19 protein-coding genes and 2 tRNA genes are annotated in these 21,301 nt (G+C 55.7%); 11 read left to right on the top strand and 10 right to left on the bottom strand.

Annotated elements, in window-relative coordinates; translation table 11 throughout:
- Window positions 1-21 precede the first annotated feature (21 nt).
- From OYT1_RS11860 to serS, 6 genes are all read left to right on the top strand, one after another.
- Window positions 22-1,161: a L,D-transpeptidase family protein gene (locus OYT1_RS11860; protein ID WP_232013183.1), complete on the top strand. Its 1,140-nt coding sequence runs from the start codon at window positions 22-24 to the stop codon at window positions 1,159-1,161.
- Window positions 1,162-1,302: 141 nt separating this feature from the next.
- Window positions 1,303-1,797 (top strand): peptidylprolyl isomerase, encoded by a 495-nt coding sequence (locus OYT1_RS11855; protein WP_062626793.1) that lies wholly within the window; start codon window positions 1,303-1,305, stop codon window positions 1,795-1,797.
- Window positions 1,798-1,876: 79 nt separating this feature from the next.
- Entirely contained in the window at window positions 1,877-2,602 is a 726-nt protein-coding gene (locus OYT1_RS11850) for a UDP-2,3-diacylglucosamine diphosphatase (protein WP_062626626.1), read from the top strand.
- A gap of 61 nt (window positions 2,603-2,663) precedes the next feature.
- A complete protein-coding gene (locus tag OYT1_RS11845) occupies window positions 2,664-3,980 on the top strand; it encodes a replication-associated recombination protein A (RefSeq protein ID WP_062626627.1) in 1,317 nt (438 codons plus the stop codon).
- A 53-nt stretch (window positions 3,981-4,033) separates the two neighbouring features.
- On the top strand, window positions 4,034-5,731 hold the full coding sequence (locus OYT1_RS11840) for a carbamoyltransferase family protein (RefSeq protein WP_062626628.1): 1,698 nt from the start codon (window positions 4,034-4,036) through the stop codon (window positions 5,729-5,731).
- 44 nt (window positions 5,732-5,775) lie between these two features.
- Window positions 5,776-7,071, top strand: coding sequence for a serine--tRNA ligase (serS, locus tag OYT1_RS11835; protein WP_062626629.1), 1,296 nt, complete (start codon window positions 5,776-5,778; stop codon window positions 7,069-7,071).
- Window positions 7,072-7,093: 22 nt separating this feature from the next.
- Here serS and mltF read toward each other — a convergent pair whose 3' ends face one another.
- Window positions 7,094-8,473: a membrane-bound lytic murein transglycosylase MltF gene (gene mltF, locus OYT1_RS11830; RefSeq protein WP_084611979.1), complete on the bottom strand. Its 1,380-nt coding sequence runs from the start codon at window positions 8,471-8,473 to the stop codon at window positions 7,094-7,096.
- A gap of 77 nt (window positions 8,474-8,550) precedes the next feature.
- Here mltF and OYT1_RS11825 point away from each other — a divergent pair.
- Window positions 8,551-8,640, top strand: a tRNA-Ser gene (locus OYT1_RS11825).
- Window positions 8,641-9,031: 391 nt separating this feature from the next.
- Here the strand turns inward: OYT1_RS11825 and trpE are convergent.
- The 4 genes from trpE to rpe form a co-directional block, all read right to left on the bottom strand.
- Window positions 9,032-10,519 carry an anthranilate synthase component I gene (gene trpE, locus OYT1_RS11820; RefSeq protein ID WP_062626631.1) on the bottom strand — a complete coding sequence of 496 codons (1,488 nt, stop codon included), beginning with the start codon at window positions 10,517-10,519 and terminating at the stop codon, window positions 9,032-9,034.
- Between the two features lie 92 nt (window positions 10,520-10,611).
- On the bottom strand, window positions 10,612-11,310 hold the full coding sequence (locus tag OYT1_RS11815) for a phosphoglycolate phosphatase (RefSeq protein ID WP_062626632.1): 699 nt from the start codon (window positions 11,308-11,310) through the stop codon (window positions 10,612-10,614).
- A complete protein-coding gene (locus tag OYT1_RS11810; RefSeq protein WP_062626633.1) occupies window positions 11,273-11,755 on the bottom strand; it encodes a hypothetical protein in 483 nt (160 codons plus the stop codon). The genes OYT1_RS11815 and OYT1_RS11810 overlap by 38 nt, the downstream gene beginning before the upstream one ends.
- A 5-nt stretch (window positions 11,756-11,760) precedes the next feature.
- The gene (gene rpe / locus OYT1_RS11805; RefSeq protein WP_062626634.1) at window positions 11,761-12,447 is read right to left on the bottom strand and encodes a ribulose-phosphate 3-epimerase; all 687 of its coding nucleotides are present in this window, start codon (window positions 12,445-12,447) and stop codon (window positions 11,761-11,763) included.
- Between the two features lie 108 nt (window positions 12,448-12,555).
- Between rpe and apaG the strand changes: the two genes are divergently transcribed.
- The 3 genes from apaG to mltA are packed head-to-tail and all read left to right on the top strand — an operon-like array spanning window position 12,556 to window position 14,764.
- On the top strand, window positions 12,556-12,942 hold the full coding sequence (apaG, locus tag OYT1_RS11800) for a Co2+/Mg2+ efflux protein ApaG (protein ID WP_062626635.1): 387 nt from the start codon (window positions 12,556-12,558) through the stop codon (window positions 12,940-12,942).
- Window positions 12,943-12,947: 5 nt separating this feature from the next.
- Window positions 12,948-13,541 carry a class I SAM-dependent methyltransferase gene (locus tag OYT1_RS11795; protein WP_062626636.1) on the top strand — a complete coding sequence of 198 codons (594 nt, stop codon included), beginning with the start codon at window positions 12,948-12,950 and terminating at the stop codon, window positions 13,539-13,541.
- Window positions 13,538-14,764 carry a murein transglycosylase A gene (gene mltA / locus OYT1_RS11790; protein WP_062626637.1) on the top strand — a complete coding sequence of 409 codons (1,227 nt, stop codon included), beginning with the start codon at window positions 13,538-13,540 and terminating at the stop codon, window positions 14,762-14,764. The genes OYT1_RS11795 and mltA overlap by 4 nt, the downstream gene beginning before the upstream one ends.
- A 128-nt stretch (window positions 14,765-14,892) precedes the next feature.
- Here mltA and OYT1_RS11785 read toward each other — a convergent pair.
- Window positions 14,893-14,969: transfer RNA gene (locus OYT1_RS11785), tRNA-Val, on the bottom strand.
- 58 nt (window positions 14,970-15,027) lie between these two features.
- Window positions 15,028-16,473, bottom strand: coding sequence for a glycogen synthase GlgA (glgA, locus tag OYT1_RS11780; RefSeq protein ID WP_062626638.1), 1,446 nt, complete (start codon window positions 16,471-16,473; stop codon window positions 15,028-15,030).
- 252 nt (window positions 16,474-16,725) lie between these two features.
- On the opposite strand from glgA, the gene tal reads away from it, so the two are divergent.
- The gene (gene tal, locus OYT1_RS11775; RefSeq protein WP_062626639.1) at window positions 16,726-17,811 is read left to right on the top strand and encodes a transaldolase; all 1,086 of its coding nucleotides are present in this window, start codon (window positions 16,726-16,728) and stop codon (window positions 17,809-17,811) included.
- Between the two features lie 65 nt (window positions 17,812-17,876).
- Here the strand turns inward: tal and glk are convergent, their stop codons facing one another.
- The 3 genes from glk to gnd are packed head-to-tail and all read right to left on the bottom strand — an operon-like array spanning window position 17,877 to window position 21,266.
- Complete coding sequence (glk, locus tag OYT1_RS11770) at window positions 17,877-18,839, bottom strand: glucokinase (RefSeq protein WP_062626640.1); 963 nt, start codon at window positions 18,837-18,839, stop codon at window positions 17,877-17,879.
- Between the two features lie 4 nt (window positions 18,840-18,843).
- The gene (zwf, locus tag OYT1_RS11765) at window positions 18,844-20,349 is read right to left on the bottom strand and encodes a glucose-6-phosphate dehydrogenase (RefSeq protein WP_062626641.1); all 1,506 of its coding nucleotides are present in this window, start codon (window positions 20,347-20,349) and stop codon (window positions 18,844-18,846) included.
- Window positions 20,349-21,266 carry a phosphogluconate dehydrogenase (NAD(+)-dependent, decarboxylating) gene (gene gnd / locus OYT1_RS11760; protein WP_062626642.1) on the bottom strand — a complete coding sequence of 306 codons (918 nt, stop codon included), beginning with the start codon at window positions 21,264-21,266 and terminating at the stop codon, window positions 20,349-20,351. Before gnd ends, zwf begins: the two co-directional genes overlap by 1 nt.
- Between the last annotated feature and the right edge of the window lie 35 nt (window positions 21,267-21,301).

The following is a 21,301-nucleotide window of genomic DNA, read 5'->3' as shown; positions in this document are numbered from 1 at the left end:
AAGTACCTCTGGCTCACTCTCATGGCTGTGTCGCTGGCTGTCCCAGCGATCGCCGTGGCGGATTCTCAGTTCATGGAGGCGCAGCTTGCCCATACCCTGTTGGCTCTGAAAGAGGGGCGTATGGATGTGGCGCTTAAGGAAGTCGATGCCTTGGTTAAGGCCAATCCGAACTTCCGCTTGGCGCAACTGGTAAGGGCTGATCTGCTGATGGCGCGTGCTAGGCCGATCACTGGGTTTGGTAACGTACCTGATGCCCCGCGTGACAAGATCGAAGATCTTCGTTCTGAGGCTCAGGCCCGCTTGCGGCGCTATCAAGATCAGGCTCCTATTACTTCAGTTCCCAAGTACCTCTGGCAACTTGATGCCAGTCAGAAGTATGCACTCGTCGTGGATGCAAGCCGCTCGACCTTATATGTGTTTGAGAATATTGATGGCGAGCCACATTACGTGACCGACTTCTATATCAGTATCGGCAAGCTTGGTGCTGACAAAACGAATGAAGGTGACAAGCGTACCCCGATTGGCGTGTATTACGTCAAAGATAGCCTGCCGGCAAATAGTCTGACTGATCTCTATGGCAGCGGAGCATTCCCGCTGAGCTACCCCAACGAGTGGGATGTCAAACATGGTCGCAGCGGCCACGGCATCTGGATTCATGGTACCCCCAGCGATACCTACAGTCGTCCCCCTTTGTCTAGCAGTGGTTGTGTAGTGCTGGCTAACGATGATCTGAATAAGCTATCCAAGCTGCTGCAAATCGGCAAAACTCCGGTAGTGATCACCAATCAGATGGAGTGGTCGGACGACAAGGACAAAGCTGATCGCGCTGCGCTACTCAAAGAGATCGACCATTGGCGCACCGACTGGTCTAGTCGTGATACGGATGCCTACCTTAAGCACTACGCCCGCAATTTCTACAGCGAAGACATGGACTACGCCGCTTGGGCGAGCCACAAAAGTAAAGTGAATGCAGGTAAGGCTTGGATCAAAGTTGAGGTGAATAATCTGAGCGTGTTCCCTTATCCCGGCACCACCAATATGGTGGTGGTGAACTTCGAGCAGGACTACACCAGTAACAATCTGGCCAACAAAATGAAGAAACGCCAGTATTGGATCAAGCAAGGTGATCGCTGGCAGATTCTTTATGAGGGTGCTGTCTGAGTCTGTTTGGCAGCGCTTATCTAGGTGAACTCATTCTGAGCATTCCAAATGAATAAAATCATCGCTGTGCTATTTTTTGCGCTGTTGTCCCTTTCGGCAGTCGCTATCCCACTCAATTCATCAACTCAAGGAAAACACCCCATGGTCAAGCTGCATACTAACTTCGGCATCATCACTCTCGAACTCGATGCCGAGAAAGCCCCCGTCACCGTCAAGAATTTCTTGGAGTACGTCAACAGCGGCTTTTACAGCAATACCGTGTTTCATCGCGTGATGGATGACTTCATGATCCAAGGTGGAGGTTTTGAGCCCGGCATGAAGCAAAAAACCACCAATGCGCCCATCAAAAACGAGGCTGACAACGGCCTGAAGAATGAGATTTATACGATTGCCATGGCGCGCACTTCCGAGCCACACTCCGCTTCGTCGCAGTTTTTCATCAATATCAAGAACAACAGCTTCCTCAATCACACCGCCCCTAACTCCCAAGGATGGGGTTACTGTGTGTTCGGCAAAGTCGTGGACGGAACCGAGGTGGTCGATGCCATCCGCAAGGTAAAGACCGGCAACAGCGGTTTCCACCAGAACGTGCCTAAGGAAGACGTCATCATCACTAAGGCTGAAGTAGTGCAATAAGCACCTACTTCGTCCCTCTCCCGACGGGGGAGGGACGGGCTGGGGAAGCGCCCTCAGCTCGTACTCAGTCACTACGTCAATGACTCACACCTTACTCATTTCCGACCTGCATCTATGTCGGAGTCAGCCGCAGATCACGGCGGCATTCGAGCGCTTTCTGATTGAATTCGCTCCCCACGCCGAAGCGCTTTATATTCTTGGCGACTTGTTTGAATACTGGGCGGGCGATGATGATCTTGATGACCCGTTTCACCAGCAAATCACGCGCGGCCTACATGCGCTATCTGCTCGGGGAACGAGCATCAATCTGCTACACGGCAATCGAGACCTACTGATGGGGCAGGCGCTGGCATCTGCTTGTGGCGCTACTTTACTGAGCGATCCGGTACTGGTCGATCTTTATGGCAAACCTACCCTCTTGAGTCATGGCGATGCCTTATGCACTGATGACACCGAGTACCAGCAATTCCGCAAACTCGTTCACAGTGCAGCTTGGCAGCAACAATTCTTGGCCCAGCCGTTGGCGGAACGTAAAGCTTACATTGAACAGCTCCGTGCACGCAGCCGCAGTGAGAAGCAAACCAAAAGCCTCGCCATCATGGACGTGAATGTCGATGCTGTCACCGCGCTATTGCGTGCCAACGCTTATCCGCGCCTGATCCATGGACATACCCATCGACCGTATCGTCATGTGCTGCATCTCGATGACCACACCTGTGAGCGCTGGGTGCTCGGGGATTGGGACGAGCACGGCTACGCCTTACGCTGCGATGCTAGCGGTTGCGTGGTGTTGCGCGGCATCTAACGACTACAACGATACCTGTTTCCTCCGGCGGGTAAGCTGATTAAGATTATCATTGCGCACCATGACCGCAGCCCAAGACTCCTTATTCCACGCACACGCTCCCGCTGCACCGCTGGCTGAACGTCTGCGTCCGCAGCATATCCATGAGGTCATTGGCCAATCGCACCTATTGGGTGTGGGCAAGCCGCTGCGCTTGGCCTTTGAGTCGGGCAAGCTACATTCGATGATCCTGTGGGGGCCGCCGGGCGTGGGCAAGACGACGCTGGCGCGGCTGATGGCCTCGGCCTTCGATGCCGACTTCGTGCCCCTATCGGCGGTGTTGTCGGGCGTGAAAGACATCCGTGAAGCCATCGCCCAAGCTGAGCAGACCTTGCAGCAGAGTGGCCGTCACACCATTTTGTTCGTGGACGAGGTGCATCGTTTCAACAAGTCGCAGCAGGATGCTTTTCTGCCCTACGTCGAACAGGGGTTGGTCACGTTCATCGGTGCGACCACCGAAAATCCCTCCTTTGAGTTGAACAACGCCTTGCTGTCGCGGGCGCAGGTGTATGTGCTGCAATCGTTGTCCGAAGCCGAGATGGGCGCATTGTTCGAACGCGCGCAGCAGGTTGCGTTACAGGGCATTAGCTTCGATGCGGCGGCGCGGGAACGCATCATCGGCTACGCCGACGGTGATGCGCGCCGCTTGCTCAACGTGCTGGAGCAGTTGCAGACGGCTGCGATGGCAGCCAAGCGGAGAAGCATCGACACTGCCTTTCTCGATAATACGTTGGCGCAGAAGCTGCGCCGCTTCGATAAAGGCGGCGAGGCGTTCTACGACCAGATCTCTGCGCTGCACAAATCAGTGCGCGGCTCCAATCCCGATGCGGCGCTGTACTGGTTCACGCGGATGCTGGACGGCGGTGCCGACCCGCGCTACCTCGCCCGGCGCATCGTGCGCATGGCCTGGGAGGACATCGGTCTGGCCGATCCACGCGCCATGCAGTTGTGCAACGATGCGGCTGCGACTTACGAGCGGCTCGGTTCGCCCGAAGGTGAGTTGGCGTTGGCGCAAGCGGTGATCTACCTAGCTGTTGCCGCCAAGTCGAACGCAGGCTATGTCGCGTATAATGCCGCCCGCGCTTTCGTCAAACAGGATGGCTCGCGGGAAGTGCCGCTGCACTTGCGTAATGCGCCGACCAAGCTGATGAAGCAACTCGATTACGGCAAGGATTATCGCTATGCCCATAACGAAGCGGATGGTTATGCGGCGGGCGAGAATTACTTCCCAGATGGAATGCCGGAAGTGAGCTTCTATCACCCGACCGAGCGCGGTCTGGAAGCCAAGATTTCGGAGAAATTAGCTCATCTGCGTAGGCTCGATGAACAGGCGAAATAGCTTATTGGCGCAATGTGTCGCCCATGTTGGATTCGACAATACTGAGGTTCGGAATGATAGTTCTTGGCATCAACGGTAATCGGCGTGAGCATAACTCAGCAGCTTCGATTCTAATCGACGGCAAGTTGGTTGCTTCGGTCGAAGAGGAGCGCATCACTCGCATCAAGTGCGACAGCGCCTACCCCTCCGGTGCCATCGCTGAGGTATTGGCGATTGCGGGCATCTCCGAGCAAGATGTTGACGTGATTGCGCTGGCTAATCTCTCGCGCTGGGATCAGAAACCCATTCTCGATAAATTGTTCAAGCGCGTGGCACTTTTGGGTAAGCAAGAGCCGGAGCTGAAGAAGTTTTATTGGAAACACCTGTTCGAACGTTACACGCGCGCTTTGCGTCCACGCCGCAAGCCCGAAGGCGGTTTGGCTAACAAGCCTGTGCAAGCCATCGGCCACCACCGTGCTCATGCAGCCTCAGCCTATTTCTCCAGCCCGTTCGGAGATGAGCGCGTCGGTGTCATCACGCTGGATGGTGCAGGCGATTTTTCATGGGGATCGGTCTGGGTAGGGGCGAACGGAAAAATGCAAGAAGTCTTGCATCTGTCCTATCTGAACAGCATCGGCCTGTTGTATTCCGCCATCACTCATCACCTTGGATTCATTGCTGGTCGGCATGAAGGTAAAGTGTTGGGGCTGGCAGCTTTCGGCAATCCCGAGCCTTTCCTGTCGCGCTTGATGGCGCACACCAATCCCAAGGATTGGAACGCGTTGTTTGATGCGCGTTTGACGCGTGTGCCATTGCGTCCAGTCTCGCCGATGGGGACAGAGGTGGTCAAGGAACTGTGTGGCAATCTGTCGCGCGAAGATATTGCCGCTGGACTGCAGGTGTACACCGAGCAAATGATCTGCGCTTGGGTGCAGGAGCAAGTCGGCAAGATGAACGTCAGCAAGCTGGTGTTGGCGGGCGGGGTGTTCTCCAATGTCAAACTGAATCAGCGTATTCTCGCGCTACCCGGTGTCGAGAACATTTACGTCCATCCGAATATGGGTGACGGTGGACTGGCGACGGGCGCGGCATTCGAGGTCTATGTGCAGATGCACGGTGCCTTGCGCCCCGAATTGGGCAGCGTCTATCTGGGCACGCAGATCAACCGTGAGAACGCACTGAAGGCCTTGCAGGAAGCGGGCGTCAGCTTTGAAGAGCCAGAGAATCTGGCACAGACTGTGGGACGTTTGCTGGCGGACGGCAAGGTGGTGGCGCGTGCCGATGGTGGAATGGAATATGGCCCGCGCGCTTTGGGCAATCGCACGGTGATGGCGCCTTGCCACGATCCCAGCATCAACCAGTGGCTCAATAAGAAGTTCGCTCGCACCGAGTTCATGCCGTTCGCACCGGTCATCTTGCAGGAACGTGCTCATGAGTACTTCCCCGATTGGGCGGAGGATCAGATCGCGGCGCGCTTTATGACGGTCACCTACAACGCGTCCGAGATCGCCAAGCAAAACATCCCAGCGGCGGTACACGTCGATGGTACGGCGCGCCCGCAAGTGATCCGGCGCGAGGATAACCCGGGCTATTACGATATTTTGAGCGAATACTGCGCGATCACCGGCGTGCCGAGCGTGATCAATACTAGTTTTAACATGCACGAGGAGCCCATTGTGCGCACAGCGGAAGAGGCAATCCGTGCCTTCGAGGCAGCCGGTCTGGATGCGCTGGTGCTGGGACCCTTCTTGTATCGAGCGAAAGCAAATTAAATTTTTGCTGGGCAAGTGCCCGGCAGCAACGAAGCGAGAGCACTATGTTGGACATACAAACACTACGTAACGATTTGAGCGGCGTTGCCGCACGGTTGGTAACACGCGGCTTCGTGCTGGACACGGCTCGCTTCGAGCAGATGGAAGGCGAGCGCAAGACTATCCAAGTGCGTACTCAGGAGTTGCAAGCTAAGCGCAATGCGACTTCCAAGCAGATCGGCGCCGCTAAGGCCAAGGGCGAGGATGTGTCGGCGATCATGGCGGATGTGGCGAATCTGGGCGAAGAGTTGAAGTGGCTAGAAACGCGCTTGGGCGAGATCCAGCAGGAGTTGAATGCTTTTCTGGCAGTCATTCCCAACGTGCCGCATGAATCAGTGCCTGCTGGCAAATCCGAGGTCGATAATCTGGAAATCCGCCGTATTGGCGAGATTCGTGAGTTCGACTTTCCAGTGCAGGATCACGTCAGCATCGGTGAAGGGCTAGGCGGGCTGGACTTCGACACCGCCGCCAAGATTTCCGGTGCTCGCTTCACCCTCCTGAAAGGTCCGTTGGCGCGTCTGCATCGTGCCTTGGCGCAATTCATGTTGGACACGCACACTGAGCAGCACGGCTATACCGAGACCTATGTGCCGTATATGGTGAATGCCGACTCTATGCGTGGAACGGGGCAATTGCCGAAATTCGAGGAAGATCTGTTTAAGGTGCCACGCCAGTTGGCCGACGGTACGGAAGCTAATTTCTACCTGATCCCTACTGCTGAAGTGCCGGTCACCAACATGGTGCGCGACGAGATCGTGCCCTTGGAAAAATTACCACTGAAGTTCGTCGCCCACACGCCATGCTTCCGCTCCGAGGCAGGCTCCTACGGGCGCGACACGCGCGGTATGATCCGCCAGCATCAGTTCGAAAAAGTGGAGCTGGTGCAGATGGTGCATCCCGATGATTCTTACACTGCACTCGAAGCGTTGCTCGGTCACGCCGAAACGATTTTGAGAAAGCTCGGCTTGCCTTATCGCGTGGTCAAGCTGTGTACCGGCGACATCGGCTTTTCATCGGCGACGACCTATGACATCGAGGTGTGGCTGCCTGCGCAGAACACTTACCGTGAAATTTCTTCCTGCTCGAATTTTGAAGCGTTTCAGGCGCGTCGGATGCAAGCTCGCTTCCGAAATGCGGCGGGCAAACCTGAGCTGCTTCACACGCTGAATGGCTCAGGGCTGGCGGTAGGACGCACGCTGGTCGCTGTTTTGGAAAATTGCCAGCAAGCTGATGGCAGTGTCCTTATCCCTGAAGTGCTGCGTTCATATATGGGTGGTGCCGAAATCATTCGAGCTATTTGATCCACATCAAGCTCAGGTCGCGTCAATCCATCTTTGGCAAGCCTTCAATCGAATCCAACGGACCATAGAAATGCGGAAGGATAGATGTGTGGTCTGGACCAACATCGGACTCTGCTTCAGAAGTTAGGTCCATCAATATCCCGCTGTATTGCCGAATCTGCTCTACCATGAACACGGCCTCGCCGCCTCTGGCATATCCGAACTTGAGTGTCGGATAAACATCTGGATTAGCTAACAAGGGCAACATCTGCTTCACATTGGCCCAGAAATTTGGGTTCAGGCCACGGCGTTGTGCCAAGACCCTAGCATCTTCAAGATGCGCAATCCCCTGATTGTAGGCGGCTAGCGCAAACCAAGTTCGGTCGGGTTCTTCAATTGAGGCTGGCAGCCGACTTCTGAGCATTTTTAGGTAGCGTACCCCTCCCAGCGTACTTTGCTTGGCATCGAGTCGATTGCTAACGTGCATGCGTGCGGCCGTATCCTCCGTGAGCATCATCATGCCTCGCACATTGGTGGGCGAGGTTGCCAGCGGGTCCCATTTGGATTCATGGAATGCAATCGATGCGACAAGCTGCCAGCCGATCCCACTGACACGTTCAGCGTTTTGGAATAGTTTCCGGTAACGCGGTAGCACGGTCTCGGTCATAACAATGAAATTTGCCGCCTCTTGCGGACTTAGGTAATTTTCCTGAGTGCGAAAATTCCGATCTAGCAAATTACGCAGAGTGCCATCCTGCTTGATCTCGGCAAAGAACGTTTCAATCTTGGCTAGTAAGCTAGGGTCTGCATCATTGGGTAGTGCCCAGATAAACTCGATCGGCTTTCCGATCTCGAAGGCAGGATCGATTCCTGGATGAAGATTTCTCAGCTTGGAGACCAGATGCTCGCTTGCTAATGTGCATTCAAGTTCACCGCTTAGTACTTCATCGAGTAACGCTGGCTGAAGAACACCCTTGCGCGACTCCCAGCTTAATAGCGGTTGCTTGCGTTGCGCGTCACGCAGAATGGTTTCTTCCGCTGACCCAGCAACAACAGCTAAAGGGAGGTTTACTAATTCATCCACATTCTGAGGGCTACTTGTTCCGCATAATACTTGTAGATGGGCGCTTCGATAGACTGGGCCGACCTTAAAGCGGTAGCTTCCGTTCAAATCAAGACCTGTCGCCAAGTGAGCCTTGTGTGCCAGCAAGGCAGCCTTCGCTTTCCCGGCCGGAAGTTCATATAGTTTGACTTTGATATTGAAGCGCTCCGCAAAAAGGTCGATTAGCTCATGCTCAAAATCAGCTTTAGCCCCCACTCGTGCATCAGGAATTGTCACAATCATTGCTTGCGGATCGGGGGCTGTATGTTTAGAAGGATTATCTGGGGCGCAACCCGACAGGAAGATCAATGCAGAAAGCATCAGTCCGCCACAGATTCTCTTGTTATCGCTAACAACCCTCCCGAATTGTACGAGTTGCTGGTAGAATCCGTCGCCTCGGAGAGGTGGCAGAGTGGTCGAATGTACCTGACTCGAAATCAGGCGTAGATGCGAATCTACCGAGGGTTCGAATCCCTCCCTCTCCGCCAGTTTGGCATCTAACGCAGTCCAAAGATGTACACGAAACCCGCATAGCTCAAAGCTCTGCGGGTTTTTTGTTGTCCGTTCGTGTGCAGTCTCAGAAAGTGGAATTCGTGTGGAACGTGAGGTGTGTGGTGCGCCTTGACTTCCTAACTTCGACCAAGTCACGCTTAGCAATCCCGCGAGGAGTTTTCTTGAATAGGCTGAGGGCAGTCGAAATGAGTAAAGACCAAACATTGAGAACATCCTACAAGTTGGCAGATGGTGGTGGATTGTATCTGCTGAAACCCGCCAACGGGGGAAATGCTGGCGGCCGGGATTGCGACTGATAGGGCAGAGATGCGGCTAGTTTGGACTTATATGATGCTGCTGCAGAAACGCTAGAACAATAGCTGGCTCTTATCGATGGACTTTTGCATCGAGTCCATCCAGCACCGTCTCTGCTGCCCGCAGTACGGCGCGAGCCTTGTTCTGAGTCTCCATCCATTCGCTGTCCGCCACGGAGTCTGCGACGATGCCCGCACCCGCTTGGACGTAGAGCTTCTCATCCTTGATCACGGCGGTACGTAGGGCGATGGCGACATCCATGTCGCCATTGAAGGCGAGGTAGCCGACGGCTCCGGCGTAGATGCCGCGCTTGCTGGGTTCAAGTTCGTCGATGATCTCCATAGCGCGCACTTTGGCTGCGCCGGACACGGTGCCCGCGGGGAAGGTGGCTTTCAGCACGTCCATTGCACCCAAGCCAGTTTTGAGCTTGGCTTCGACATTGGAGACGATGTGCATGACGTGCGAATAACGCTCGATCACCATCTTGTCCGTGAGTTTGACCGTGCCGTTTTCTGCGACACGACCGATGTCGTTACGTCCGAGGTCGATTAACATCAGATGTTCGGCCAGCTCTTTCGGATCGGCTAACAGCTCTTTTGCCAGTTCGCCATCCTGCTGAGGTGTCTTGCCGCGAGGGCGCGTCCCAGCGATGGGACGCACGGTCACGGTGTCACCTTCAAGTCGCGCCAATATCTCGGGAGATGAGCCGACCACATGATGGTCGCCCATGTCGTAATAGAACATGTAAGGAGATGGATTGATGCTGCGTAGCGCGCGATACAAAGAGAGCGGCTGTGCTGGGAAGTGTTGTGTCATGCGCTGCGCCAGCACCACCTGCATGATGTCGCCATCGAAGATGTATTGCTTGGCCCGTTCCACCGCTGCCTTGAACGCATGTTCGCCGAATTCAGATTCGGCGATGGCAGGTGGCACGGACGGTTCGTAAGGAATATTCACTGGCAGATGCAACATGCCGGTCAATTCGCGTAGTCGATCGCGGGCGAGCGAATAGGCATCATCCTGAGCTGGATCGGCATAGACGATGAACGTCAGCTTGCCGGAGAGGTTGTCCACCACCGCCAATTGTTCGGTGAGCATGAGCAAAATATCAGGTGTGCCGATGACGTCTAGCTTGATCGTTTTGGCTAGACGTGGCTCAATGTAACGCACAGTGTCATAGCCGAAATAGCCTGCCAATCCACCGGTGAAGCGCGGTAAGCCGGACAACGGGGCGACCTTAAAACGTGCTTGATAGGCTTCGATGAAGTCGAGTGGACTTTCAACTTCCTGCGTGGTTTCTCCGGCGGCAGAGGTCAGCGTGACTTGTTTGCCGCGCACCATGATGCGGCTAGTCGCAGGTAAGCCGATGAAGGAGTAACGACCGAATCGCTCGCCGCCTTGCACCGACTCCAATAGGTATGAAAATGGCCGATTGGCCAGCTTTAGATACAGGGAAAGTGGCGTATCGAGATCGGCGAATGTTTCCGATACTAGCGGAATTCGGTTATAGCCTTGTGCAGCAAGCGATTGAAACTCTTGTTCTGAAATGGGGGACAACATAGCAACTCCTAAATATCATGCGGGCGACGAGTGAAACGGGTAATGCCGTTCACCATCGCCAACTGGTCCTCTTTAGGAGTTGAGATGTCATGTCAGGCACGCTTGATGAGTGGCAAGACGCCCATCAGATCGGGAATCACTGCATCGATGTCTAGCGTTTCCACTGGCTCGCCGTGGTTGTAGCCGTAAGGCACGCAGATGATGGGGCACGTTGCTGCACGCGCTGCTTGTGCATCACTGAGTGAATCACCTACCAGCAATAGTTGCTCAATGGGGCAGCCGAAGAACTTGGCGGCGTGCAACAGTGGCATCGGATGCGGTTTCTTTTCTGGCAGGGTGTCGCCTGCCAAGACGATTTCAAAGTAGTGCGCCAAGTCGATGCCCTTGAGCAGTGGCGTGGTGTAGCGTTCCACCTTATTGGTGATGCAACCCAAGCGGAACCCTGCAGCTTTCATCGCATCAAGTCCGGCGACCACGTTGGGGAACGGTCTGCTCTCTAGCAGTAGTTCGGTGTAATGCTTTTCGAAGATCGGTAAAGCCTGATCGAACAGAGCAGCATCCGGCTCAGCGTGCATATCGCCGGTGAGCGCGCGCTTCACCAGCCAGTGGATGCCATTGCCGATGTAGCTCATCAGCAGTTCTTGAGATGCGGGAGCGCGTCCCATGTCTCGCAACATGCGATTGGCGGATTCGGCGAGTTCGGGAGCGGTGTGAAGTAGCGTGCCGTCGAGGTCGATGACGATAGCGGCGATGCTAATGGGATTTGCTTGCAGGTTTGCCTTTAGGCTCATCGGGGTGCTCATTCTTATCTGCGCCGGACTTGCCAGCTTTATCTGTCTTTTCGTCGGCAGCGGGCTTGTCGTGCTTGCCGGATTTCTCGTCTGATTTGGCTTCGGTAGCCTTTTCGTCCTTGCTATCTTCGGCTTCGGCGTCTGCCTCTATAGGTGCTGAAGCAGCCACTGGAATTACGTTGCTCATCGTAGGGTCAATGGCGCCACCCTTGATGTCAGTGTCGGCCTTTTTCCAGCCGCTCAACACCGCCGACGGGCTTTGCGCATCATTTTCCTTCATGCAGGCTTCGGGTGCTTTCTGCGAAACGCGGCAGGCATAGCCCACCGCTTCTGCATCCAGAGTCTTAGGATCGGCTGCGCCGCCATTCATCGCTGACTTGATTTTGTCACACCCCGGTAAAACCAGAGCGGCCAACAGCAATAGTGTGATGTGGCGGGCAGCCATGATGCTTACTTGCCGACCTTGGCCAACTCGGCACGGAGTTCGCCAATGATGGTGTTGTAGTGATTCTTGTCAGCCGCATTCTTCTTGCCGAACACAGCAGAGCCTGCCACGAAGGTATCCACACCTGCTTCAGCCACTTCCTTGATATTGGCCGGGCCGACGCCGCCATCGATCTCTAGGCGGCAGTTATAGCCACCGGCGTCGATCATCTTGCGTACGGCACGAGCCTTTTCCAGCACGTGAGGGATGAACTTCTGACCGCCAAATCCGGGGTTGACCGACATCAGCAGTACCATGTCTAACTTCGGAAGGGTGTATTGCAGAATGTCCAGCGGAGTGGCGGGGTTGAATACCAAGCCAGCTTTGCAGCCGCTTTCCTTGATCAGGCTGATGGTACGGTCAATGTGCTCGGAAGCTTCGGGATGGAAAGTGATGTAAGTCGCGCCAGCCTTGGCGAAGTCAGGGATGATGCGATCTACTGGCTTGACCATCAGATGCACGTCGATCGGAGCTGTCACGCCATGCTTGCGCAGTGCTTCGCACACCAGTGGGCCAATAGTCAGGTTCGGCACGTAATGGTTGTCCATCACGTCGAAGTGAACGATGTCTGCGCCGGAGGCGAGGACGTTATCGACCTCTTCACCCAGTTTGGCAAAGTCGGCAGACAGAATGCTCGGTGCGATCTGATACATGGCAAAACCCTCAATCAAATAAAAAATTCAAGGCGAGCATTCTACCCCAACTTTCGCAGCCGTTATCAATCGCTTGTCAAGCTCGGTGAATTCAGATGAAATGCGGACATGAGCCAACAACTAACCCCTATCCCGATCAAGGTTTCCGTTGCTGTCAGATACCTTGAGGAGCAGTCCGACGAGTCTGCCGAGCGCTACGTTTTTGCCTACACGATCACTATCAGTAATCTGGGCGAGCAAACGATACAGCTGTTGCGTCGCCATTGGGTCATTACCGACTCGAACATGAAGGTGCAGGAAGTGCGCGGTGATGGCGTAGTTGGCGAGCAACCGATACTGAAACATGGTCAGAGTTTCGAGTACACCAGTGGCACTGCGCTTACCACGCCTGTCGGCACTATGAGTGGAAGCTACTCGATGCAGACCAGCGAAGGCGAGCCCTTTGAGCTACCTATCCCGCAGTTTGTACTCAGCGTACCGCGCGTGCTCCACTAGTCTTGATGTCCCTGCAAACCAGCTATCGTTTCATCGCACCGTTCTACGACGCGTTCTTGGATCGCGCTACTCGGGATGCGCGTCGGCGTAGCTTACAACGATTACCCACCGAACCGGCTCGGGTGTTTCTTGGCGGAGTCGGTACTGGGCTGGATTTTTCGCTGCTGCCGACACAGCATGAATACATTGCCCTCGATATTACTGCCGCCATGCTGGCGAAAGCTCGGCCACGCAGCGTCGGGCTAAAGATGGCATTGATGCAGGGCGACAGCATGGTGCTGCCCTTCGTCAATGCAAGTTTCGACAGTGTGGTTTTGCACCTGATCGTTGCCGTGGTGCCGCAACCCGCGCGCTGTCTGGCTGAAGCTGCGCGCGTGCTCAAGCCCGGTGGCAAATTGTTGGTATTTGATAAATTCCTGCGCCCTGGGCAACGTGCTCCGCTGCGTCGAATGTTTAGCCCTTTGCTTGGTCAGATCGCGACGCGCACTGATGTTGTGTTCGAAGATGTGCTGGCTAGTGTTCCTGAATTGCACGTCCGTAGTAACGAAGCGGCACTGGCAGGTGGTTGGTTCCGCTTGATCGAACTGGAGAAACAATGAATCCCTGGTTGCAGAAGTCTTTTCTTATTGTCAGCGTCACGCTTTTGCTCGCCGCTTGCCAGACAAAAGTGCCGCCGACCACTCGTGTCACAGCGTCGGTTTGCCCGCCAACGGAAATCGTTGCGCCGACCAAGCCGCAGCCGCCGACCTATGTCGCCAGTCGCTGGGATCAATTGCCGGATTGGGGTAGTCAGGAGCTGGCTCCTTCTTGGGCTGCATTTCAGCAAAGCTGCCGAGGCTTGAAAAACAAGCCCAACTGGAAGGCCGTCTGTGACCGCGTCTGGCAAGTGGAAACTACGGACAACGCCACGCTGCGCGGTTTCTTTGAAGCCAATTTCACGCCCTATCAAATCATCAATCCAGACGGCAGTGAGCAAGGGCTAATCACTGGCTACTACGAGCCGCGCCTCACTGGAAGCCGTACTCAGACCGAGCGTTACCGTTTTCCGCTCTATGCGGCACCGGACGACTTGCTGGAGATCGACCTCACCGAGGTGTATCCGCAACTCAAGGGCATGCGCTTGCGCGGACGACTGAGTGGCAAAAAGGTCGTGCCGTATTTCAATCGTGCCGACATCGATGCGGGCAAGCCGCCGCTGAAAGGTCGCGAATTATTCTGGGTAGATAACGCTGTCGATCTATTCTTCCTGCAAATTCAGGGATCAGGCCGCATTGCACAACCGGACGGCACACTGACCAAAGTCGGTTACGCCGACCAGAACGGACATCCCTATATCTCCATCGGCAAAAAGTTGATCGAGATGGGCGAACTTAAAGCGGAGCAAGCCTCGATGCAAGGCATCAAGCAGTGGGGTGAGCGTAATCCAGACAAACTTTCGGCCTTGCTGGAGCAAAATCCAAGCTATGTGTTCTTTCGTGAGTTGCCCGACAGTCTTTCCGCACCGTTGGGGGCGTTGGGCGTGCCGCTCACCAACGAGTACAGCATCGCCATCGATCCGCGTTCAGTCCCTTTAGGTTCGCCAGTCTTTCTTGCCACTACGCGTCCCAACAGCGAAACCCCGCTCAACCGTTTGATGCTGGCACAGGACACCGGTGGCGCGATCAAAGGCGGCGTCCGCGCTGATTTCTTCTGGGGCTATGGCGATCAAGCGGGCGCGCAAGCAGGGAAGATGAAACAGAAGGGGCGGATGTGGATCTTTTACCCGAACGGAAGCGTGCCTAGCGTCGCCAATGGCAGCGCTAGTTCGATGGGGGTGAACTGAATGCAAGTGCCACGACTAGTTTTCGCAACAGGTGCAGTGCACGTCCTAAGCTGATATACGGGGGCATTCGGATAGGCAACAAAAAAGCCGCATTACGCGGCTTTGGCATGACAGCTTACTTTTTTCTTTGGTAGGCACGATTGGACTCGAACCAACGACCCCTACCATGTCAAGGTAGTGCTCTAACCAGCTGAGCTACGCGCCTACAAAGGACGCGCATTTTAACCGAAACCGCGCGTCCGTCAAGTCGAATTTAGACTCAATTAATAACCGAGTACCTTTTCATAGACGTTGCGATAGGCCTCGGCGCTTTGGCTCCAGCTAAAGTCGCGCGTCATGCCGTTTACCTGTAATGCCTGCCATGTGGCCGGATCACGGTAGATGTCAACGGCATGCTGCGCGGTGGCGAGCAGCGTGGCGGCGCTCAGTCCGTGAATGACGAAGCCGGTGGCTGTTCCATCGGCGAGCGTGGCTTCGGTACAGTCTGTGACCGAGTCGAGCAAGCCGCCGGTGGCGTGGACGATGGGTGGTGTGCCATAGCACTGACTGTACATCTGGTTCAGGCCGCAAGGTTCGAAGCGTGACGGCATCATGAATAGATCAGAGCCAGCTTCGATCAGGTGCGACAAGCCTTCATCAAAGCCGACACGTACGCCGATCTTGCCGGGGTAGCGATAGGCAAGTTCTTGTGCCCAGCTTTGGATGCCGGCATCGCCGCTGCCCAGCAGTACCAGTTGTGCTGGCATATCAATCAGTTGCGGGGCTATCTCAAGGAAGACTTCGATGCCTTTCTGATAGGTGAAGCGGCTGACTAACCCGAACAATGGTATGTCTGGATTGACCTCTAGTCCCATCCGGCGTTGTAGTTCTGCCTTATTGGCGGCCTTGCCCACCAAATTTCTGCTGTCGTAGTGGGCGCTCAGATGGTGGTCGGTGGCTGGGTTCCACTCATCATAATCGATCCCGTTGAGGATGCCGGTAAGGGCATCACGCTTGTGTTGTAGCAAGCCTTGCATGCCGAAGCCGAGTGCGTCGGTCTGGATCTCGCGCGCGTAGGTCGGGCTGACGGTGGTGATGTGATCGCAGAAGAACAGCCCAGCCTTGAGGAAGGATAGGTTGCCGTAATACTCAGCCCCTTCCGCTTTATAGCTATCCCACGGCAGGCCGAGCTCGGGTGTCCAATGGGCAGGGAAAACGCCCTGAAAGGCGATGTTGTGGATGGACATGATGCTACGAGCAGCACCGGGGGCATATTTCAAGAACGCTGGCGCTAGACCGGTTTGCCAATCGTTGCAATGTACTACGTCAGGATGCCAGTTCAGGGGCGATTCGCCGCTGCCTAAAATGGCGGCAACCTTAGAAAGCAATCCAAACCGGCGCGGATTATCTGACCAGTCTTGCCCTTTTTCATCTGCATACGGGCCGCCGCCGCGCTGGTACAGGTCGGGGCAATCCAATACCCACAGCGGGACGCCGCCAGGCATCGTGCCTTCCAGTAGCCGTGCCGCAGGGAAGCCGAACAGGCTGGAGAAGGTCGCCACGATGGGCATTGGGGGCAGTGCTTGTAATACTTGTGGGTAGCCAGGAAGCAGAACGCGGACATCCACTCCTAGTTTGTGCAATGCAACGGGCAATGCACCGCTGACGTCGGCTAGGCCGCCGGTTTTGATCAGGGGGGCAGCTTCGGAAGTGGCGAACAATACTTGCATGAGTTGAGTCCTCGGTTAGGGCCGATGCTTGGCAATGGTGCTGATGCAATCTTTTTCGGGAATATAGATCGGCAGAGTAGGGAGGTGCGACCTAGTTTCAAGAGCAAAAGCGGTGCTTTTCTGCATGGCTGGGTTCCGGCGTTAGGTCTGTACTGAATGTGGCGCGGCCTGGCTCGAATGGGTAACTGTGGCTTGCGATGTCGTAAGCGTGGGCGCATTATAGCAACCTCTTCATCACTTCTGGAAACCTCAATGCCATCGAATGCTCTGCGCGATACTGAAAAACTTGGCCAGTTTTTATGGCTGGACAACCTTTCTCGCACGTTGTTGCGTGAGGGTGAGTTGGACAAGCTGATTACCGAGGACGGCATCAGCGGCCTGACTTCCAATCCCGCTATCTTTTACAACGCATTGAGCAAGAGTCCGTATTACCAAGAGGAGTTGGCGCAACTCAAAACCACTGACCTCTCCGCCGAGGCGCGTTACGAAAAACTTATCATTGCTGACATTCAGGAAGCGTGCGATAAGTTGCGCGCTGTGTTCGATGCGACGAAGGGGGATGGTGGCTATGTCAGCCTGGAAGTGTCACCACATCTGGCGAATGACGAAGAAGGCACTGTGCAAGCCGCTCGTCGCCTCAAAGCTGAAGTAAATCGGGCCAATCTGCTGGTCAAAGTGCCGGCGACTCCCGCTGGCGTGCGTGCTTTCGAGCGGTTGATCGCTGAAGGTGTCAACGTCAATGTCACTTTGATGTTTTCCCTCCGCCATGAAGATGCTGTGGCTAAAGCCTACGTGAACGGTGCGCGGCGCTGGGTTGCCAATGGTGGTGATCCTCGCGTACTCAAATCTGTAGCCAGCATCTTTATGAGTCGAGTCGATACCTTGGTGGATCAAAAGTTGACTAGCATCGGCACTGCTGACGCTCTGGCATTGCGCGGCCATGCCGCCGTGGTACTGGGTAAGCTGGCTTATCAAAACTACCTAGCACGTTTCCATGGTGCTGAATTCACCGACCTCGCTGCACAAGGTGTGCGTCCGCAATATCCGCTGTGGGCCAGCACTGGAACCAAGAATTCGGCTTATTCCGATGTGCTTTACGTCGAGCAGTTGATTGGTGCGGAGACGGTCAACACCTTGCCAGATGCGACTTTGGCGGCGTTCCGCGATCATGGGCATGCGGCCGATACGGTGACCGAAGGTGTGGGCGAGGCCAAAGCTCAGCACGCCCAATTGGCTGCACTTGGAATTGATCTGGATGAGGTGGGCGAACAGTTGCAAACTGAGGGTTTACTGTTGTTTGTGCAGGCGTTTGATAAGTTGCTGGTAATCGTCGAGTAAGCTCGGCGTTGTTGTAAATGCAAATGGGACGCTTTAGCGTCCCATTTGCATGTAGGGTGTCGCTCTCAGTAGCCTTTGCGCGACGTCCGTTCCGCTCCCAACAGTCCCACATTTGGATGCGTGACAATGTGAAGAGGGAGTGAGCGCAATAATTCGGTGTAACGACCTTTGGCGAGAAATGCGGTGAGGAAGTCACCCGTTTGCATACGCTGGGCAATTTTGGCAGCGATGCCTCCGGCGAGGTAGATGCCGCCACGAGGCAAGGCGAACAGCGCATAGTTACCTACCACTGCGCCGTAGAGCGTAACGAAAACGTCCACGGCTAGTCGAGCGATGGGCTCGTCGGCTTGTGTCAGTGCCGCAGCGGGATCACCGGTCTGCATGGCGGCAACGAGGGTGGAAGAGGGAGCTGCACGACCGCTATCGCGCAGGAATTCGTAAATAGTCATCAGCCCCGGCCCAGACACGAGGCGTTCATAGGAAACATGGTCGTGCCGGGCTTGCAGATAGCGTAGCAGCGCGACTTGAGTCTCATCTTGCGGGGCGAAGTCGAGATGGCCGCCCTCTGATGGATGTACGGTATAGCCATCGTTTTGCCAACTCAGGAATGCCACGCCCAAGCCTGTACCCGCGCCCACGGCCAATCGTACTCCCTGAGCTTGCTCGCTACCGACTTGCAAAGTCAGCAAATCACTGGTTTGTAAGGCTGCAATACCCAGTCCAACGGCCTGAAAATCATTGATGAGTTCGACGCGAGTGATGCCGAAGTGAGCTGCGAGTTGATCGGCATCCACCTCCCAAGGAAGATTGGTGAACTTTACTCGCCGCCCATCCACTGGGCCGGCGACCGCTAGACACGCGGCAACGGGGATGTCTGCGCCACGTAAGAATTCATCCAGTACCTCTGACAGCGTCGAGTATCGGCCACTGGGGAAACTCTGCAGTCGTAACGCCTTGCCGCTGGCATCCGAAAGTTGCAGCAGGGTTTTGGTGCCGCCGATGTCCGCTGAAAGGAAGGTGCGATTCATGGAGTTAGTACGCCTGCAAATCCGCGCCTTCGATGTTCAAGGAATGACGCCAGAATTGGTCTTCGCGGTCAAATAGACGATACGTGCCACGCGGCCCCCAACTACCTGCGGCGTAGGTGTTGATGAACTCGCGCTCCATCGACCAGACCTTAAGGATCGGATCGACCACACGCCAAGCCCACTCCACTTCGTCGTAACGCAGGAACATCGAGTGGTCGCCTTGCATCACGTCCAGTAGCAGGCCTTCGTATGCGTCATTGTCCTCGTCGCCGCCTTTGCGGTAGGCCGCATCCAGACTAATGGTGCGGGTGTGCAGGTCGAGCCCCGGCACTTTCACGTTCATCTCCATCTTGAGGCAATCGTTGGGCTGAATGCCCAGCAACAGCCAGTTAGGATGCGAGGGTTCGTGGCGCGTGTTGCGGAACAGATCTTGCGGCGGATGCTTGAAGCGGATACTGATCGCCGAGGCACTTTCGGTCATGCGTTTGCCGGTGCGCAGATAGAACGGAACGCCCGCCCAGCGCCAGTTATCGACGAATAATTTCATCGCGGCGTAGGTTTCCGTCACACTGTCCGATTTGACGCCCGGCTCGTCGCGGTAGCCGGGAACTGGCTGACCATTGATCTGCCCGCTGGCGTATTGTCCACGGAAGGCGTGCGCATTCACGGCACTTTGGGTGATCGGTCGCACCGCTTTCAACACTTTCACCTTCTCGTCGCGCAGATGTTCGGCGGCCATGCTCACCGGCGGCTCCATAGCCACCAGCGTGAACAGCTGCAGCAGATGGCTCTGGATCATGTCGCGCAGTGCACCCGCACCTTCGTAATAATCGGCACGGCCTTCCACCCCCAACGTCTCGGAGTGGGTGATCTGCACGTGGTCGATGTAGTTGCGGTTCCACAAGGGCTCGAGCAGCAGGTTAGCGAAGCGGAACACCATGATGTTCTGCACCGTGCCTTTGCCGACGTAGTGGTCGATGCGGTAGATCTGCGGTTCGTTGAGGTGGCGGTACAGCGTCTGTTGTAGGGATTGGGCAGAGAGCAGGTCGGAGCCGAACGGCTTCTCGATCACCACTCGCCGCCAGCCGGCCTGTTCTTTCAGTAAGCCGACTTCGCTCAGGCGTTCAATGATGCGTGGAAACTCAGCCGGTCGCACCGCCATGTAGTAGGCGATGTTGGATGAGAAGGTCGTGCTGTCATCCACGCGCTGCTTGAGTTTGGTGTAGGCTTGGTCGTCGTTGGGCAGAATGGCTTGATAGTGTAGGCGCTGGCAGAAACGCGCCTGAGCGGCGCTGTCGATGCCATTTGGGAACAGAGGCGTCAGCATCTTGCACACTTCTTCGATCCAGGCTTCGCGACTGCGTGGCTCGATGCCGCAACCTAGGATCACCATATCGGTGGGTAATCGCCCGGCCATATCCAGACGGAACAAGGCTGGAATCAGCTTGCGCCGAGACAGATTGCCCGCTGCGCCGAAGATCACCAGCGTACAGGGTTCTAGGGTCTTCATCATTTGCCTTTGGTCGAAGTGACGGCGTGGCCGCCGAAAGCATTACGCATGGTCGAAAGAAGACGATGGGCATAGCCGATCTGATCTTGGCTGGTGTAGCGCATCTGTAGGGCCAACGTCAGTACAGGTGCGGCTACGCCTTGCTCGACGGCTTCTACTACCGTCCAGCGACCTTCGCCAGAATCAGCCACGACCGGCGCGATATTGTCTAGCACCTGATCATGCTTGAGCGCTTCAGCCGTCAGGTCGAGCAGCCAGCTTCGCACTACGGAACTGTGTCGCCACAATTCCGTGATCTGCGCTAAGTCGAGGTTGAATTCCTCCTTGCCGCGTAGCAGTTCTAGTCCCTCGGCATAGGCTTGCATCATGCCGTATTCGATGCCGTTGTGGATCATTTTGGTGAAGTGGCCGGAACCGACTGGGCCGACATGCGCCCAGCCGCGATCTGGCTCAGGTGCTAAGGCTTGGAGCACGGGCTTCATCACGGCTGCTACTTCCGCTGTTGCTCCCACCATCAGGCAGTAACCGTTGTCCAAGCCCCATACGCCGCCGGAGGTGCCGGAATCCATGAAGCCGATGCCGCGCTCGGCTAGCCAAGCACCGCGCCGTTGGCTGTCGTGATAGTTCGAGTTTCCACCATCGACCACGATATCGCCGGGAGACAACATGGTCGCAAGATCGGTGATCTGTTGCTCGGTCGGCGCTCCGGAAGGCAGCATCAGCCAGACTACGCGAGGCGATGACAGTTGCATCACGGCATTGGCGACGGAGTCGGCGGCTAACATTCCTGACTCGGTGGTGAGTTGATTTACCACCTCGGTTGAGCGATCAAATCCGACCACTTCGATACCGCCGCGGCGCAAGCGTCGCACCATATTGCCGCCCATTTTTCCCAAACCTATCATCGCCAGCCGCATGTCGAACCTTCGTATCCGTTAGAATGGTGTCATTT

Origin of the sequence: Ferriphaselus amnicola (assembly GCF_000974685.2) — a bacterium.
GTDB lineage: Bacteria > Pseudomonadota > Gammaproteobacteria > Burkholderiales > Gallionellaceae > Ferriphaselus > Ferriphaselus amnicola.
Note: the sequence above shows the minus strand (reverse complement) of the source record. Positions and strands in the feature narration are given on the sequence as shown.